The 14,810-nt window shown below is 41.4% G+C and carries 17 protein-coding genes and 1 pseudogene; 4 read left to right on the top strand and 14 right to left on the bottom strand.

The window, feature by feature from the left end:
- Nucleotides 1–23 precede the first annotated feature (23 nt).
- The gene (locus tag Q0890_RS05720) at nt 24–164 is read right to left on the bottom strand and encodes a hypothetical protein (protein ID WP_299218512.1); all 141 of its coding nucleotides are present in this window, start codon (nt 162–164) and stop codon (nt 24–26) included.
- 247 nt (nt 165–411) lie between these two features.
- Here Q0890_RS05720 and Q0890_RS05715 point away from each other — a divergent pair, with 247 nt between their 5' ends.
- The 3 genes from Q0890_RS05715 to Q0890_RS05705 all read left to right on the top strand — a co-directional run bounded on the left by Q0890_RS05715 (nt 412) and on the right by Q0890_RS05705 (nt 2,632).
- Entirely contained in the window at nt 412–1,548 is a 1,137-nt protein-coding gene (locus Q0890_RS05715) for an aminotransferase class V-fold PLP-dependent enzyme (protein WP_299218510.1), read from the top strand.
- 149 nt (nt 1,549–1,697) lie between these two features.
- Nucleotides 1,698–2,135 (top strand): YeeE/YedE family protein, encoded by a 438-nt coding sequence (locus Q0890_RS05710; RefSeq protein ID WP_299218508.1) that lies wholly within the window; start codon nt 1,698–1,700, stop codon nt 2,133–2,135.
- Nucleotides 2,136–2,212: 77 nt separating this feature from the next.
- Nucleotides 2,213–2,632 carry a DUF6691 family protein gene (locus Q0890_RS05705; protein ID WP_299218506.1) on the top strand — a complete coding sequence of 140 codons (420 nt, stop codon included), beginning with the start codon at nt 2,213–2,215 and terminating at the stop codon, nt 2,630–2,632.
- A 121-nt stretch (nt 2,633–2,753) separates the two neighbouring features.
- Here the strand turns inward: Q0890_RS05705 and Q0890_RS05700 are convergent, their stop codons facing one another.
- Nucleotides 2,754–4,418: an AMP-binding protein gene (locus Q0890_RS05700; RefSeq protein ID WP_299218504.1), complete on the bottom strand. Its 1,665-nt coding sequence runs from the start codon at nt 4,416–4,418 to the stop codon at nt 2,754–2,756.
- 538 nt (nt 4,419–4,956) lie between these two features.
- On the opposite strand from Q0890_RS05700, the gene Q0890_RS05695 reads away from it, so the two are divergent.
- Nucleotides 4,957–7,071, top strand: a complete 2,115-nt coding sequence (locus tag Q0890_RS05695) for an NADPH-dependent 2,4-dienoyl-CoA reductase (protein WP_299219000.1) — start codon at nt 4,957–4,959, stop codon at nt 7,069–7,071.
- Nucleotides 7,072–7,165: 94 nt separating this feature from the next.
- Here Q0890_RS05695 and Q0890_RS05690 read toward each other — a convergent pair whose 3' ends face one another.
- From Q0890_RS05690 to Q0890_RS05640, 12 genes and pseudogenes are all read right to left on the bottom strand, one after another.
- Nucleotides 7,166–8,065 (bottom strand): tetratricopeptide repeat protein, encoded by a 900-nt coding sequence (locus tag Q0890_RS05690; RefSeq protein WP_299218502.1) that lies wholly within the window; start codon nt 8,063–8,065, stop codon nt 7,166–7,168.
- 88 nt (nt 8,066–8,153) lie between these two features.
- A complete protein-coding gene (locus tag Q0890_RS05685; RefSeq protein ID WP_299218500.1) occupies nt 8,154–8,639 on the bottom strand; it encodes a hypothetical protein in 486 nt (161 codons plus the stop codon).
- Between the two features lie 6 nt (nt 8,640–8,645).
- On the bottom strand, nt 8,646–9,110 hold the full coding sequence (locus tag Q0890_RS05680; RefSeq protein ID WP_299218498.1) for a polymorphic toxin type 44 domain-containing protein: 465 nt from the start codon (nt 9,108–9,110) through the stop codon (nt 8,646–8,648).
- A gap of 8 nt (nt 9,111–9,118) precedes the next feature.
- Nucleotides 9,119–9,754: a hypothetical protein gene (locus tag Q0890_RS05675; protein ID WP_299218497.1), complete on the bottom strand. Its 636-nt coding sequence runs from the start codon at nt 9,752–9,754 to the stop codon at nt 9,119–9,121.
- Nucleotides 9,747–10,010, bottom strand: a complete 264-nt coding sequence (locus Q0890_RS05670) for a hypothetical protein (RefSeq protein ID WP_299218495.1) — start codon at nt 10,008–10,010, stop codon at nt 9,747–9,749. Before Q0890_RS05670 ends, Q0890_RS05675 begins: the two co-directional genes overlap by 8 nt.
- 48 nt (nt 10,011–10,058) lie before the next feature.
- Nucleotides 10,059–10,196: pseudogene (locus Q0890_RS13695) on the bottom strand (PAAR domain-containing protein); the annotation flags it as partial.
- Between the two features lie 171 nt (nt 10,197–10,367).
- Nucleotides 10,368–11,162, bottom strand: coding sequence for a tetratricopeptide repeat protein (locus Q0890_RS05665; RefSeq protein ID WP_299218493.1), 795 nt, complete (start codon nt 11,160–11,162; stop codon nt 10,368–10,370).
- Between the two features lie 50 nt (nt 11,163–11,212).
- Nucleotides 11,213–11,782 (bottom strand): hypothetical protein, encoded by a 570-nt coding sequence (locus tag Q0890_RS05660; RefSeq protein WP_299218491.1) that lies wholly within the window; start codon nt 11,780–11,782, stop codon nt 11,213–11,215.
- A 15-nt stretch (nt 11,783–11,797) separates the two neighbouring features.
- Nucleotides 11,798–12,757 (bottom strand): hypothetical protein, encoded by a 960-nt coding sequence (locus tag Q0890_RS05655; RefSeq protein ID WP_299218489.1) that lies wholly within the window; start codon nt 12,755–12,757, stop codon nt 11,798–11,800.
- Nucleotides 12,732–12,902 carry a hypothetical protein gene (locus Q0890_RS05650; protein WP_299218487.1) on the bottom strand — a complete coding sequence of 57 codons (171 nt, stop codon included), beginning with the start codon at nt 12,900–12,902 and terminating at the stop codon, nt 12,732–12,734. The genes Q0890_RS05655 and Q0890_RS05650 overlap by 26 nt, the downstream gene beginning before the upstream one ends.
- Nucleotides 12,874–13,458: a PAAR domain-containing protein gene (locus tag Q0890_RS05645; RefSeq protein ID WP_299218485.1), complete on the bottom strand. Its 585-nt coding sequence runs from the start codon at nt 13,456–13,458 to the stop codon at nt 12,874–12,876. Before Q0890_RS05645 ends, Q0890_RS05650 begins: the two co-directional genes overlap by 29 nt.
- A 220-nt stretch (nt 13,459–13,678) precedes the next feature.
- Nucleotides 13,679–14,683: a lipoate--protein ligase gene (locus tag Q0890_RS05640; RefSeq protein ID WP_299218483.1), complete on the bottom strand. Its 1,005-nt coding sequence runs from the start codon at nt 14,681–14,683 to the stop codon at nt 13,679–13,681.
- Nucleotides 14,684–14,810 lie beyond the last annotated feature (127 nt).

Below are 14,810 nucleotides of genomic sequence, written 5' to 3'. Positions count from 1 at the left end.
ACTATCAAGCTGTCATATATGCACTAGGTGATAACAATGTAGCGAACATCGACAGTAGTATTACTGCGCTTCTTACAGTTTACTGCATGTTGCCATGCTAAATTGTCAGCGACCATTTTGACCCGCCTACCGCCGCGTAGCATCAACAATGGTGCAGATATCACTTAAGGGTTACAAAACCTAAGTTATAAAAAGTACAGTCAACAACGGCAATAGCGCTAGGATAAAGCGCTATATCGTCAATCCTATGTCATACCCTCTATTATTACTCGGTGTTCATTGTTTGGTACTGTTGCCTAGATAATCGTATCAGTACCCAAGTTTAGTAGCAAAAATTTGCTATAACCAAGTTTTTTTATAATCAAAAATTAATAACACCTACATAGTCTAACAACAAACAAGGAGTGTCCCATGACCGCATTACGTCAAGATATCGACCCAGAAGGTTTATTAGAATATTCAGTGGTTTATACTGATCGCGCCCTTAATCATATGTCAAAAGTCTTTCAGCAAGTAATGAATGACCTATCTAGCGAGCTCAAATCAGTCTATAACGCTGATGCCGTCGCCATTGTTCCAGGATCTGGTACTTATGGTATGGAAGCGGTCGCGGCACAGTTAGCAAAAGATCAAGACTGTCTAATCATCCGTAACGGTTGGTTTAGCTATCGCTGGACGCAAATTTTAGAAAAAGGCAATATTGCCAAGTCGTCTACGGTCTTAACCGCTGATCGCACCGAAGATACTGATGCCCCAAAACCGTTTGCACCCGTCGATATCGAAACCGCTGTGGCTAAAATTAAAGAACAAAAACCTGCGGTTGTCTTTGCTCCGCATGTTGAGACTTCAGCCGGTATCATTTTGCCAGAGGACTACATTAAAGCACTAGCAGAGGCGACTCATAGCGTTGGTGGCTTATTAGTGATTGACTGTATTGCCTCAGGTTGTGTCTGGCTCGATATGAAAGCATTGGGTATTGATGTGCTTATTAGCGCACCCCAAAAAGGCTGGAGTAGTACCCCTTGTGCCGGACTGGTTATGCTTAGCGACGCTGCTGTCAAAAAAGTAGACAGTACTGAATCGAATAATTTTAGCCTTGATTTAAAGCAGTGGTTAAACATCATGCGTGCCTATGAGAATGGCGGTCATGCGTATCATGCCACCATGCCAACAGATAGCTTGCGTCAGTTCCGCGATACGATCAATGAAGTCAAAGAGATTGGTTTTGATAAACTGTGCGATGCGCAGTGGGAGCTTGGCGAGCGTGTCCGTAAAGTATTAGAAAATAAAGGTATTGAGAGCGTCGCAGCCGATGGCTTTAAAGCGCCAGGTGTCGTCGTTTCTTATACTGAACGTGATGATATGCACAAAGGTAGCGCTTTTGCAGAAGCTGGTATGCAGATTGCGTCTGGTGTACCATTGAAAGTAGGTGAGCCTGATAGCTTTAAAACCTTCCGCTTAGGTTTATTCGGCTTAGATAAGCTAACGGATATTGACGGTGCGGTACAACGGTTTGAGTCGGTACTTGAAGAGGTATTGGCGAAATAATACCTGTACCTACTAAATTGCTATTAGCAAAAATACTGAGACTTTGCGCTCAGTATTTTTTTGGCTTTTTATTATTCTTTATAATATAATGTATTTTAATAAATAAAAAGTTTGTTAGACAATCGCTAAAAACTAGTAGGTAAATCATTATGAGTATACAAGTAGACTGGCAGGCATTTACGCCAATATCCTTAGCAGGAGGATTGATATTAGGGATAGCGACTGTCGTCCTGCTACTGGGTATTGGACGTATTGCAGGTATTAGTGGCATTTTTTCAAGTTTGCTCAAACCCAAGCGCGTGGAAATGTGGCAGGTGCTATTCATACTGGGTCTTATCGTCTCACCAGTGCTATATAAATCGACAAGTCCGCTGGCTGATGTGGAAATTAGTACCTCTCTACCCTTATTAATTGGTGCAGGTTTGCTGGTCGGCTTTGGAACGCGCTTAGGTTCAGGTTGCACAAGTGGTCATGGCATCTGTGGTAATGCACGCCTGTCACCACGTTCGATGGTGGCGACGGTAACGTTTATGTTCTTTGGTATCGTGACCGTCTATATCGGTCGTCATGTACTGGGGCTACTGTAAATGCAAAGCGGCATAAGTAGCGTATTGTACAGATGGCGTTTGATAGTATTTATAAAAGATAATAGCGGGATATAACAATGCTAAAAAATATAATTGGATTACTGGCTGGTTTATTATTCGGGTTTGGGCTGCTGATATCAGGTATGACCGATCCTGTCAAAGTACAAGGCTTTTTGGACGTTTTTGGCGCTTGGGATATTTCTCTAGCGCTAGTGATGGGCGGCGGCCTAGCAGTTGCCATCGTTGGCGTGCAATTAGCCAGACGGCAACAGACCAGCTGGATTGGCAGCGCAATTGATATGCCTAGTAAGACAATCATCACAAAAAAATTGTTAATCGGGGCGATGTTATTTGGTATCGGCTGGGGGCTAGTTGGTATTTGTCCAGGGCCTGGTATTGTACTGCTTGGTACCGGACAGTGGCAGGCTTATGTCTTTATCCCAGCGATGATAATTGGTATGCTAATTAATCAATGGCTTGAGCCTAGGCTTAATTAGCACAGGTTTCGTTGATGCAAACCAACATCAAAATAAAGAAGGCTTAGTCTAAGAGAATAGACTAAGCCTTTTTTGTGTCTTAAGCTTCAGTATACAAGCGCTCGTCACTCAGATTTAAACGCTACTGTGCGCTAGGCGTTACTTTAGGGGTTTCATGTGCAAGTGAGACGGCCGCTTGGCGCAGCTCAAATTTTTGTACTTTGCCGGTGCTGGTTTTTGGGATTTCAGCAAAGATAATATATTTAGGGACTTTAAAACCGGCTAAATGCTGCTTACAGTGCTCCATCACCGTATCGCGCTGCAAGGTGCTGTCTTCATGAATCTCGATAAAGGCCACTGGTACTTCGCCCCATTTTTCATGTGGGGCTGCCACTACTGCACAGCTTTGAACGGCAGGTAATTTATATAAGACGTTTTCGACCTCTATGCTTGAGATATTCTCACCGCCTGAGATGATGATGTCTTTGAGTCTGTCCATAATTTTAATATAACCGTCAGGGTATTTGACGCCCAAATCACCAGTACGGAACCAACCATCAGCGAAGGCTTCTTCGGTCGCTTTGCGGCTTTTGAGGTAGCCTTTCATCACCATATTACCGCGCAGTGCCAGCTCGCCCATCTCTTTGCCATCAGCGGCAACCGTTTCGGTGGTGCCTTGTTTAAACAGCTCAAACCCAGTCATCAAATGTGAGGTCACGCCTTGGCGCGACTTCTTTTGTGCGCGTGCTGCGACATCAAGATCATTCCATTCTGCTTGCTCGGCACAGACCGTTACTGGTCCATACACTTCAGTTAGACCGTACACATGCGAGATATGAAAGCCCATCGCCTCCATAGCCGCTAGCATAGTTTCAGACGGCGGCGCACCAGCGACCCAGCCCTTGACTTCATGATTAATCGCTTCTTTGTATACAGGCTTACCGCCTGCAATCATGTTGTGTACGATAGGTGCTGAACAATAATGCGTCACTTTATGCTTAGCAATAAGCTGTAAGATTAAGTCGGCATCAATCTTACGTAAGCAGACGTTGACACCAGCACGCTCAGCGATGGTCCACGGAAAACACCAGCCGTTACAGTGAAACAGAGGCAACGTCCATAAGTACATGGGGTGTTTAGGCATATCCCAATCTAGAATATTAGAGACGGCATTAAGCGTGGCACCGCGATGATGATAGACCACGCCTTTAGGTTTGCCTGTGGTGCCAGACGTATAATTGAGCGCAATTGCTTCCCATTCATCAGCAGGCTTTTCCCAATTATCTAGACTGTCTGAGCTGGCAACCAATTCTTCATAGCTCATCTGTCCAAAACGCTCTACATCGACTGCAGCGTCTGTTGCATGAATGACAATCAAGTTTGGAAAAGTTTCATCGATAATCTCAGCATGTTCAGCAAACTCACTATCTAAAATTAACACTTTGGCTTCTGAATGCTGTAGACAAAAGGTCAAGGCATTGATATCGAGTCGCGTATTTAGTGTACAGAGTACGCCGCCTGACATCGGTACACCAAACGCGCATTCGACCATCGCTGGGGTGTTTGGCATCATGACCGCAACCGTATCATTTTTATCAACGCCTAATTTGCGTAGGCCATCTGCTAGCTGACGGCAACGAGTGTAAGTTTGCTGCCACGTCTGGATGAGGTCATTGTGCTCTAGATCGTCATAAATAATGGCGGTCTTGTCAGGATAGACCTGCGCACTACGGATGATAAAGTCAATTGGAGTGAGCGGTTGATAGTTGGCTGCATTTTTGCTAAGACCCGTATGAAAGTCGGTCATGGAAATAGTCCTTTATCTTTATCGTATTATGAATTTGACGGTTTTTTATATTGGTTTTTACAGATTAAATTTTGCAGGTTAATAGCCATCTTGATTAACACGTATTCTTTTTATTATAGACAACTGTACCTAGAAAGCGAGTTTGTTTTGTGGCCTTTACCTAACTACTTAATTAAAAAGACAGAGTAAATAATGTTATGAACACAGTGATGTAAACATATTGTTCACTCGTCAGTCGCTTGTCTGCGTAGCTGTGAATAATAGCGGTGTGTTACGATAGAATGAACACTGAATCATTAAATATGATCATTTTTAAACCCAATATACCCCATACTCAATGATATGAATATGAGCAAGTTAAAAGTAGGCTGAATCATCGTATGAAGAACTAGACTACCGATGACATCAGATTATTGTGAGCAAGTGATAAAAATATAACCCATTAATTCATAAGGACGATGATATGAGCGCCAGCCCTAGTAGCGTACGCCCAGCAGACTCAAATACTAAGACCTCTGATCGTATTGCGAGCACTGACATGGCGACGGATACCGCCAATGCATCTGAGCATTATCCGCACTTGTTTGAGCCGTTAGATTTGGGCTTTACCACCCTTAAAAACCGTGTGGTTATGGGCTCAATGCACACAGGACTTGAAGATCGCTTTTATAATTACGGTAAACTGGCGGCGTATTTTGCGGAGCGTGCAAAGGGCGGCGTGGCGATGATGATTACAGGCGGTATCTCGCCCAATCGTGAAGGGTGGTTGTTGCCTGCTGGCGGCACCATGAATACGAGAGCTGACGTTATTAACCATCAGCGGGTCACTCGCGCGGCGCATAAATATGACAGCAAAATCATCATGCAAATCCTGCACAGTGGTCGCTACGGTTATCATCCATTTATCGTGTCATCAAGTCCTATTAAGTCGCCAATCACTCCGTTTAAACCGCGTAAAATGAGCATTAAAAATATCGAGCAGACGGTGAAGGACTATGCACGCTGTGCAAAACTTGCCAAGCAAGCAGGCTATGATGGTGTCGAAATTATGGGCTCTGAAGGTTATTTGCTTAATCAGTTCTTATCGCGTCATGTGAATAAGCGTAAGGACGAATACGGCGGTGATATTCAAAATCGTATGAAGTTTGCAGTTGATGTGGTTAAGGCTGTCCGCGCGGCGGCTGGTGAAGATTTTATTATTCTATTTCGTTTGTCAGTGATTGACTTAGTCAAAGATGGCAACGTCATGGATGAGGTCATCACTGTGGCTAAAGCGCTAGAAGAAGCAGGCGTGACTATCATGAATACCGGTATCGGCTGGCATGAAGCGCGTGTCCCAACCATCGTGACTAGCGTCCCACGTGCTGCCTTTGTTGACTTTACCGCTGAGATTAAAAAGCACATCAGTATCCCGATGATGGCGGCCAACCGGATCAATATGCCAGACACCGCTGAAGAAATCATCGCTAGCGGTCAGGCCGACTTGATTCAAATGGCACGTCCATTCCTCGCCGATGCCAACTGGGTCAATAAAGCCAAAAATGGCGAAGCTGACCGTATCAACACTTGTATCGCCTGTAACCAAGCTTGTCTCGATCATACGTTTGAAAACAAACGCTCGACTTGTTTGGTCAATCCGCAAGCTTGTCATGAGACCGAGCTGGTCTATAAAAAAACCAAAAAACCGCAAAAAGTCGCGGTCATTGGCGGCGGTGTCGCTGGCATGTCAGCGGCTCATGTTGCCGCCCTTCGTGGTCATGATGTCACTTTATTTGAAGCCAAAGATATCTTGGGCGGGCAGTTTAACTACGCCAAAGTCATCCCAGGCAAAGAAGAATTCTTTGAGACCATCCGCTACTATATCAATGAGCTTGAGCATTTAGGCGTTGAGATTCAGCTTAATACCAAAGTCGATAAGGCAATGCTTGAAAAAGCCAAATTCCATCATATCATCGTTGCCACTGGCGTGGTGCCAAGAAGCTTAGCAGGTAAGCTCGAAGGCGCTGATTTGCCACAAGTGATGAGCTATGCAGAATTGTTATCGGGTGAAAAATCAGTCGGTGATACGGTCGCTGTCATTGGCGCTGGCGGTATTGGCTTTGATGTCAGCGAATACCTAACAGCCAATCATGGTCAGCCACTCGATGAGTTGGGGCCTGAAACGCTCAAGGATCCAAGCTATCGTCCAAAGGCGCAGTCGGTTGAAGAGTGGCGTGAAGAGTGGGGCGTTACGAATAGCCCTGATTATCAAACTGAAGGTGGCTTGCTCAAACCTGAAGGCATCACGCCTATTCGCCAAGTGTACCTTATGCAGCGCACTAAAGGACGCTTGGGTCGCAGCCTTAACAAAACCACTGGCTGGGTACACCGCGCTCATGTCAAGTCGCATGGCGTCATCCAAGTATCGGGCGCACAGTACGAAAAAATCACCAATGAAGGTATTTGGATTACCAATAACCAAGGCCAAAGCCAACTGCTACGTGTCGATAGCGTGGTGGTGTGTGCCGGTCAAGAGTCCGTGGTAGAGCTAATGCCGAATGTCGGTGATGCGCCAGATGCACAGTATCACCTCATCGGCGGCGCAAAGCTAGCAGCTGAACTAGATGCCAAACGTGCGATTCGTGATGGGGCTGAGGTTGCGGCGGCGATTTAGGGTTTTAGGTTTTAAAACATAGTAGTAATAATGAAACGGTAGGGGAGAGATTTCCTACCGTTTTTTGCTTCGTAAACTGTGACTCTTTTTAATTCTACAAAGGTGCTTCAATATCACCCAATGTGAGTCCCGTTTCTTGAGTACTATAAATGACGATGTCTTTACCGTCGATCTTACCATTCATGACCAATCTACCAATGCGTTTACTGGCTTGTTGATTGCCTTGATCGGCGGCCTTTTGATACCACTCAAAAGCTTTATCATAATCTTGCGGTACGCTGTAGCCGTTCTCGTATAGGCCACCAATATTAAGTTGTGCTAAATCCAGATCTTGAGCCGCAGCTTTGGTATACCACTCAAAAGCTTTGCCATAGTCTTGCGGCACGCCGTAGCCGTTTTCATAAAAAGTGCCAAGATTATTTTGGGCATCAAAGTCTCCATTGTCAGCTGCCAATGCATACCATTCAAAAGCTGTGTCATAGTCTTGCGGCACACCATAACCGTTCTCATAGAGACCACCCATATTAAGTTGTGCTACACCTATCCCTTGATCAGCAGCTTTTTTGTACCATTCAAGAGCTTTATCATACTTTTGATCTACGCCCTTGCCAAAATAGTATAGTGAGCCTATATTCTTTTGAGCCTCAAAGTCTCCATTATCAGCTGCTAACAAATACCATTGCATTGCTTTTTCATAGTTTTGAGTAATGCCTACTCCATTTTCGTACATAACACCAAGATTAAATTGAGCATCAGAGTACTTCTGGTTAGCAGCTTCTTGAAACAGTTCAAAAGCTTTTTCATAGTTCTGAGGAGCTGAGTTGCCCTCATAGTAGGCTACTCCAAGTTCATATATTTCAGCAGCAGTGTTTTGATTGGAAAGTATCTCTGTATTTGATGACTCTGCTGAGCAAGCAGCAGTGATTAAGCTACTGGATAGCACTGTCGCTAGCAATATAGATTGAGTTAAGGTATAGAATTTTCTTTGATACATCGAAATCTCTCAGATAAACATTTATTTGCTAGGCTGGTTTGGACTATATCTTGCTCGTAAGTCGTGGTATTTGAGAAAGAAATATAATCTACTCTTCATCTGCTAGTGAGGACTTATGATAATACATAGGGTTGATGCATCCCCATTTACGAGTTGGTGTCACAGTAGTCTTACTATTAGGGTATACCTCTATTTGAAAGCTGCAGTAAGCTGATTGTCTTGAATATTGCGGTTCACTAGAAAAAGTCGTACCTTTTAGACTGTAATACTTATCTTCTTCAGGACCTGCAAGTTTATAAAAAAAATCAATACTTATATATAAGCTTTTATTTAGTAGGTTGTTCCTGTGAACTTTAAGAACTCTAGATTGGTTGTTTTCCACAGTATATCTATACGTATAACTTTTCATTTCCGAGATAGTAGGCTCAGTATTTAACCTAGCATACTGAAAGTTTGTAGCTCTTATCGGTTCGCTTGTCTTATTAATAACGATAAATTTTTTATTGGAAATTAAATAGAAAAATGAGAAAGTGAATAAAACAATAATAATGATATATTTTTTTATAATTTTCATAATAAACTACCTAACTCGATTTTTATTTTTGGAGTTGTAGCACCAGTGAGTTTGCTTAGAGTATTCAAAATTATTTCTAATAGGTGTATCATTAAGATTATCTAAAATGTGTTGGAAGTTTAAATTTTCAGCATTTTTTCCAAACTTTTTATACAAATTTATTCCTATTAACATTGTAGTTCGATCATCAGACGTGTCAGCACCTTCAGTATTAATGTTTAATGCTTGCTGAATGTCTGAGCCATCTAACAGTGTATCTTCATCAAACCCTGCAGCCATACCAACATATCCGTAATGAATATTTGACCATACATCATAAAAATAATCATAGTCTTTATATTTGTGAAAATGACTTTTAGATATTGCTGATGAAAGATTGTCTGTATCAGTAGGACGTGTTACGGTTAAATTTTTATTTTTAACTATTATTGGCTTATGATCCCAAGGCATGTCAGGAGCAACTTTTAACACCCATAAACCTAATGCAGAGGTGTATAGCTTAGTTGGGTTACTTCCTCCAATAGAATCAAACCATTGGGGGTTTTCCATCGCTCTAATAAATGATAAATAGATTTAGTAGTATCACTTTTTACATTCTTCTTAATTTCATCAACGATATATTTTGCAACCTCAATTGCTCCGTCTACCGTATGTGGGCATTTTTGTTTAATCTGCTGTTCTTTTTTAGTATTAGGAGTGGTACTATTTTTTGAGCTTGTAGTGTTCCATTTATATTCAGATATTTCTCGTTTGTGCCTATATGACCATTGTGGATACTTGTTTTTTCTAACAACTTTGCCATTAGATCGGTTTTCAATTTGAAACCAAGCGCTGCCATTTTTTGTATCAGGAAAAAAGATTTTTTTGATATTATTGTTATGTTGAAGCAGCACAATTGCTTCAGAGTCGATAGCGACTAACCCATTTTTATTAGCACTTGGATTTGCTGTAAATTTTGTCAATGCATGGTTTATAGTTTTTGGTGAAATATGAGAACCATCTTCGTTTTGATAACCGAACTTTGTATACGTCACCTTATAAAAGAAGTTTTCTATATTGATCGGCGGCTTCACTAACAAGCGCAATTTAACGATAATATCTTTAGAGTTACTCATTAATTACTTCTTCATCTAACACATGGATGAAATACTCTTTCTCTTGTCCATCTTTTAGCACAGGAGTTTGACCCTCATCATCTAACTTACCTATTTGAAATATCTCACCGTTTCCATCGTAAATAACATAAGGTTTATTGGCTAGAGGGTTTTGATTATGACTTTGCATGACAAACTGTAAATTATAATCACCCATTGATTCATTAAAGCATTCTTTAGCTTCACTTCTTATTTCCTCTGCCTGCTCAACTCCCATTACCTCAAAATCCGACTCCGCAAATGACTGCTGAATCGCAATCAGCTTCGCACCGCAGCTGGTGACATCACCGCCGCGAGCAATAGGTGCACCATCGACAATAAAAGATGGATCACCACTAACAATAGTAGTGACTTTTTTGCATTTTTTACAAACGACTTTATCGCCTTTACGCGCGACAGGAATGCCGTTGTGAGTGGTGACTATAAAGCATTATATTGATAGCCTGATTTGGGTCAATACGGGACTGAAGTGAAGACGATGTTGGATGGTTTGGTGGAGTGATGGAGCTGTTAGACATTTCATAAACTAGTGACTGTATGAGCTAAAAGCTACTGGCTCATACAGCCATCATTACTATTGGCTCATATCCTCAATATCACCTAATGTGAGTCCAGTTTCTTGTGTGCTATAAATAACGATACCTTCATCGTCGATTTTACCATTCATGACCAATCTACCAATGCGATTACTGGCTTGTTGATTGCCTTGATCAGCGGCCTTTTGATACCACTCAAAAGCTTTATCATAATCTTGCGGCACACCATAACCGTTCTCATAAAGACCACCGATGTTAAGTTGTGCTAAATCTAATCCTTGATCAGCGGCTTTGGTATACCACTCAAAAGCTTTGTCATAGTCTTGCGGTACGCCATAACCGTATTCGTAAAAATTACCAATATTATTTTGAGCGTCAAAAGATCCATTGTTAGCTGCTAATAGATACCACTGCATTGCTTTTTGATAATCTTGCTCAATACCAATACTCTCATGATACATAACGCCAAGATCGAATTGAGCATTGGCATATCCTTGATTGGCGGCTTGTTCAATCAATTCAAATGCTTTTTGATAATTTTGATCTACGCCTAGCCCTTCATAATACATAATACCTAGATAATGTTTAGCAGGAGCATAGCCCTTATCGGCAGCTTTTTGAAATAATTCAAAAGCTTTGTCATCATCTTCAGGGACTGAGTCACCCTCAAAATAGGCTAGCCCGAGTTTGTATATTTCAGTAGAAGTGCTTTGATTAGATAGTATAGGTGTGTTTGAAGACTCCGCTGAACAAGCAGAAGTTATTAAGCTACTGGAAAGCACTGTCGCTAGTAGTAAAGACTGAATTAAAGGTGTGGTTCTTCTTTGATACATCAAAAATCCTTTTGTTAATTGTTATGGCTATTAATTTTTAGCGAATAATATTAATTATCCAATTCTATAGTGCTAGGATTATTATATTGTTTTTCATCCAAGTCATAACAAGGCAAACTATAGTCATACAATAAGTCTACTAAAGTACGTGCTTTAAAAGAATCATATTCATAATCATTTTGCATGTCGGTCATATACATAAAAATGGTAGCTTTATTTTTGCATAGGATTCGAACACGTTTAGCTGCTTTATCAGATCTACTTGAAGTCTTAGCTATATAGTCGTTTTTATCAATTTTATCAGTCATATCTACCCAGCCGTCTTTGAGAAGGTGACTATGTAACTGTAACAGTTTTTCATTGTTAAACTCGGGACTGACATACCAAGCAGTGAACCAAACTTCTCGATTAATATAGTCATATTCACTTTTGTTGAAGTTAATGAAGCTTGCGATATCATTTAACTGAGATATCAACCAACTTTCCTTTGAAACTAATTCTTGCTGATATATCTCAAGCTCTTTATCTGGCTCTAATTTAATAAACGATATGAAAAAAATAGAAAATAAAACAATAAATAAAAGATCGGATAATTTGTAATTTTTACCTCTTATTTTCACTGATTATTTTCCTACCTACTTGATCGTATGTTCTTCATTCATCTTTGACATCAGATCTAAATACATTGCTTTTGCTTGCTTTAAAGTTTCAGGTGAAAGTTCTGTTTGCATAGCTTCGGCAAATCTAGTGTCTACACCGTTGAACTCATCTTCATAGCGTCCATCACGTAAGTCACTACTGACATAAGCATAGGCTAAGGTCTTAACAAGATCAGGCTCTAACTTAGCGCCATATTCTTCTGGATACAAATGAATGGTCATAAGCGCTAATGCTGACTCCCAGTTTTTCTCCATCATCAGGTCATCCTTATATAGCTTAATGCTTTCATCTCCTTTAGACTTATCTTTCATATTTTGAGTATATAAAGATGCTAACAATGCTCTGGATGTCCTCACATTTTGCTTGATAGCGACTTCGTTGTAGTACTCTGCTTTGTCATAGTCGATACGATCAAGTTTTGGATCTCGATAAGTCATCATTAGTATTCTGGTTGCATCGGGAGAACCAGCTTCAAACGCTTGCTCTAGATAATCAATACTCTCGTCTATAGTTAGCTTATTATCAACATTAAATATTTCTGGATAATTGATCTGAAAAACGCCTACAAAATAACCAGCTTGTTTGATTCCTAAGTCGTAAGCTTTTTTATAATACTCGTAAGACTTTTTACGATCTTTTATCATCAAATCGTAATATGACGCATAGTAGTAACAGGACTTAGCAATGTTTTGCTTATCGCATTCGAGTTGAAAGCGCTTAGGGTTGTCGCTTTCATTTAAGAGCTTTATTAGATTAGCAATCTCCTTATCCGCATTTACCGTACCAAAAGAGACTAAAGATATTAACTCTGGTTCTTTTATAGAGTCTTTAGCAACTGAATTTGGCGCTGCACAACCTATGCTTATGCTCGATAGTGAAAGTACAATAACTGCACGCTTTATCGTACTTCTAATTATCTTTTGGTATTGCATCATGAGCATCTTTTGCTGCACCATATAGTGCAGTTCCAGTCTTTTTACCACCATCAGCTAACTCACCTTTCCATTCATCTCGAACCTTTGCCATTGGGTTTTCATAACCTTCAGTCAGTTCAGTTAATGGTGTTGTCTGCTTGAGCATCGTCACCAAACCCAAAGAAATCTAATGTTTTATCAACGATACTTCTATCTTCTTTTTTCTGTTTGGTCAAAGTCTCAGCTTTAGCTTTGTTCTTATGATCATAGTATGCAATCCAAGCATCATTAATCTGTTTTTGAGTTTGCTTCGTTCCATCTGCATTATATCCTGTAGGCTTTTTAGGTTCGTTGCTATTTTTTAAACCTTTAGTGCTCGCAAAGCTATTCTCAAACAAAGCCTCAGGCTCCGACTTCGCAAACTGTAAAGGCGCTGCCTGCGCAATACTGCCAACATCAAAATCTGACTCTGCAAATGACTGCTGAATCGCAATCAGCTTCGCACCGCAGCTGGTGACATCACCGCCGCGAGCAATAGGTGCACCATCGACAATAAACGACGGGTCACCACTAACAATAGTAGTGACCTTTTTGCATTTTTTACAGATGACTTTATCGCCTTTACGCGCGACAGGAATGCCGTTGTGAGTGGTGTGCGGTGAGCCGGAGATGACCGTCCCACCGTGAGAGGTCTTTGCGCCGACGGTGATATAGGCTGCCATAGTGCTACCTTGCTTAAACGCTTAAAGTTTGGACCCTTAACTTGAGTCTATTATTTGTCTGACATTATAGATGGCTATGACGCTAAATATCAAACTTAAGTTTGTTTAAAGGTATAAATTATATGGTAAGCTCAATCGGCGTGAATTATGAAGGCTTTTGAGTAATTGACTGCAAGAGGAACTTGACTCTCTTTATTCATTATTAATAACAAGCAAAAATCTAACCTTCCATCTCACCAAGTAACCACGCAGACACATCATTAATCTGCGCTGCCACATCAAGATGTGCTTGCCCCAGCTTAGCCAGCTTGGCTTTAATATCATGTCTATCGTATTTGATATCAGTTAGTGTCTCTTTTAACAAGTCAATCAATTCCACGTTTAGTGCATCAGAAAAGATGACCACTTCGCGTATCACTGCTTGCTTCACATCAAGGTGCAAATCAATAATGCCCCAATCAAATCGCGTCTCAACATGATGGGTAAATTCAGGCGTCTTGCCAAAGCGCCAATTCCAATCGGCCATTTGCTCGTAGTATTTGTTCAGGTTAGGCTGCTTGGCGAGACTGGCTTCATCCAATTCTTCTACTGGCGCGGTATCATTATAATATTCGTAAAACGCCTCGATAATCGCATCAGATAAGGTCTCATGATTGATGTCTGCATTAAACTCTTTCAGGTTAGCGACGCGCGCACGAACTGATTTAATGCCTTTGGCTTTGAGCTTGAGCGGATGCGGATTGAGATAATCGCCGAGCTTTTGCATGTTGGCATTGACCAGTAATGTGCCATGATGAAAGCTACGATCGGCCGCATGTTTAAAGGCGCTGCCTGATATCTTTTTATCACCGACTTGCATGTCGTTACGACCAGACAATTCAGCGTCTATGCCCAGTTTTTTTAGCGCGTTAATAATAATGGTAAAGTTCGCTTCTTGATCGTAGTCGTCTTTGGGCGATAAAAAGGTAAAGTTGGTATTACCCAAGTCATGAAACACCGCGCCGCCGCCACTTTGACGCCGTGCTAGAAACACCTCGTCGGCTTCCATCTTATCGATTTTGCATTCTACCCATGGGTTTTGCGAGCGCCCAATGACCACGGTTTCGCTATTGCGCCATAAAAATAGCGTGTGCGAGTCGGGGTTCAGCGTGTTAAAGATCCAATCTTCGGTCGCAAGGTTAAACCACGGGTTGGTCACGGCAGATTTTAGAATGCGCAGTTTCATTGAGTGTCCTTTTTATTATGGAGATTGTTAGTAGCAGTTATTGTTGCCGATGCGGGACTTTAATTCAATGGGGGTGCGGGAGAAGGGAATGGTTTTGAAGGGTTAATAGGGTTAGATATGTTGCTTT

This window comes from uncultured Psychrobacter sp., from assembly GCF_947488565.1.
In the GTDB taxonomy this organism is placed as follows: domain Bacteria; phylum Pseudomonadota; class Gammaproteobacteria; order Pseudomonadales; family Moraxellaceae; genus Psychrobacter; species Psychrobacter saeujeotis.
The sequence above is the reverse complement of the archived record's forward strand: the minus strand, read 5'-3'. Positions and strand labels throughout refer to the sequence as shown.

What these genes read in the sequence shown, in the direction of transcription:
- Q0890_RS05715 (WP_299218510.1), top strand. Translation starts at nt 412, where the DNA reads ATGACCGCATTACGTCAAGATATCGACCCAGAAGGTTTATTAGAATAT.
- Q0890_RS05710 (WP_299218508.1), top strand. Translation starts at nt 1,698, where the DNA reads ATGAGTATACAAGTAGACTGGCAGGCATTTACGCCAATATCCTTAGCA.
- Q0890_RS05705 (WP_299218506.1), top strand. Translation starts at nt 2,213, where the DNA reads ATGCTAAAAAATATAATTGGATTACTGGCTGGTTTATTATTCGGGTTT.
- Q0890_RS05700 (WP_299218504.1), bottom strand. Translation starts at nt 4,418, where the DNA reads ATGACCGACTTTCATACGGGTCTTAGCAAAAATGCAGCCAACTATCAA.
- Q0890_RS05695 (WP_299219000.1), top strand. Translation starts at nt 4,957, where the DNA reads ATGGCGACGGATACCGCCAATGCATCTGAGCATTATCCGCACTTGTTT.
- Q0890_RS05690 (WP_299218502.1), bottom strand. Translation starts at nt 8,065, where the DNA reads ATGTATCAAAGAAAATTCTATACCTTAACTCAATCTATATTGCTAGCG.
- Q0890_RS05685 (WP_299218500.1), bottom strand. Translation starts at nt 8,639, where the DNA reads ATGAAAATTATAAAAAAATATATCATTATTATTGTTTTATTCACTTTC.
- Q0890_RS05675 (WP_299218497.1), bottom strand. Translation starts at nt 9,754, where the DNA reads ATGAGTAACTCTAAAGATATTATCGTTAAATTGCGCTTGTTAGTGAAG.
- Q0890_RS05670 (WP_299218495.1), bottom strand. Translation starts at nt 10,010, where the DNA reads ATGGGAGTTGAGCAGGCAGAGGAAATAAGAAGTGAAGCTAAAGAATGC.
- Q0890_RS05665 (WP_299218493.1), bottom strand. Translation starts at nt 11,162, where the DNA reads ATGTATCAAAGAAGAACCACACCTTTAATTCAGTCTTTACTACTAGCG.
- Q0890_RS05655 (WP_299218489.1), bottom strand. Translation starts at nt 12,757, where the DNA reads ATGATGCAATACCAAAAGATAATTAGAAGTACGATAAAGCGTGCAGTT.
- Q0890_RS05650 (WP_299218487.1), bottom strand. Translation starts at nt 12,902, where the DNA reads ATGCTCAAGCAGACAACACCATTAACTGAACTGACTGAAGGTTATGAA.
- Q0890_RS05645 (WP_299218485.1), bottom strand. Translation starts at nt 13,458, where the DNA reads ATGGCAGCCTATATCACCGTCGGCGCAAAGACCTCTCACGGTGGGACG.
- Q0890_RS05640 (WP_299218483.1), bottom strand. Translation starts at nt 14,683, where the DNA reads ATGAAACTGCGCATTCTAAAATCTGCCGTGACCAACCCGTGGTTTAAC.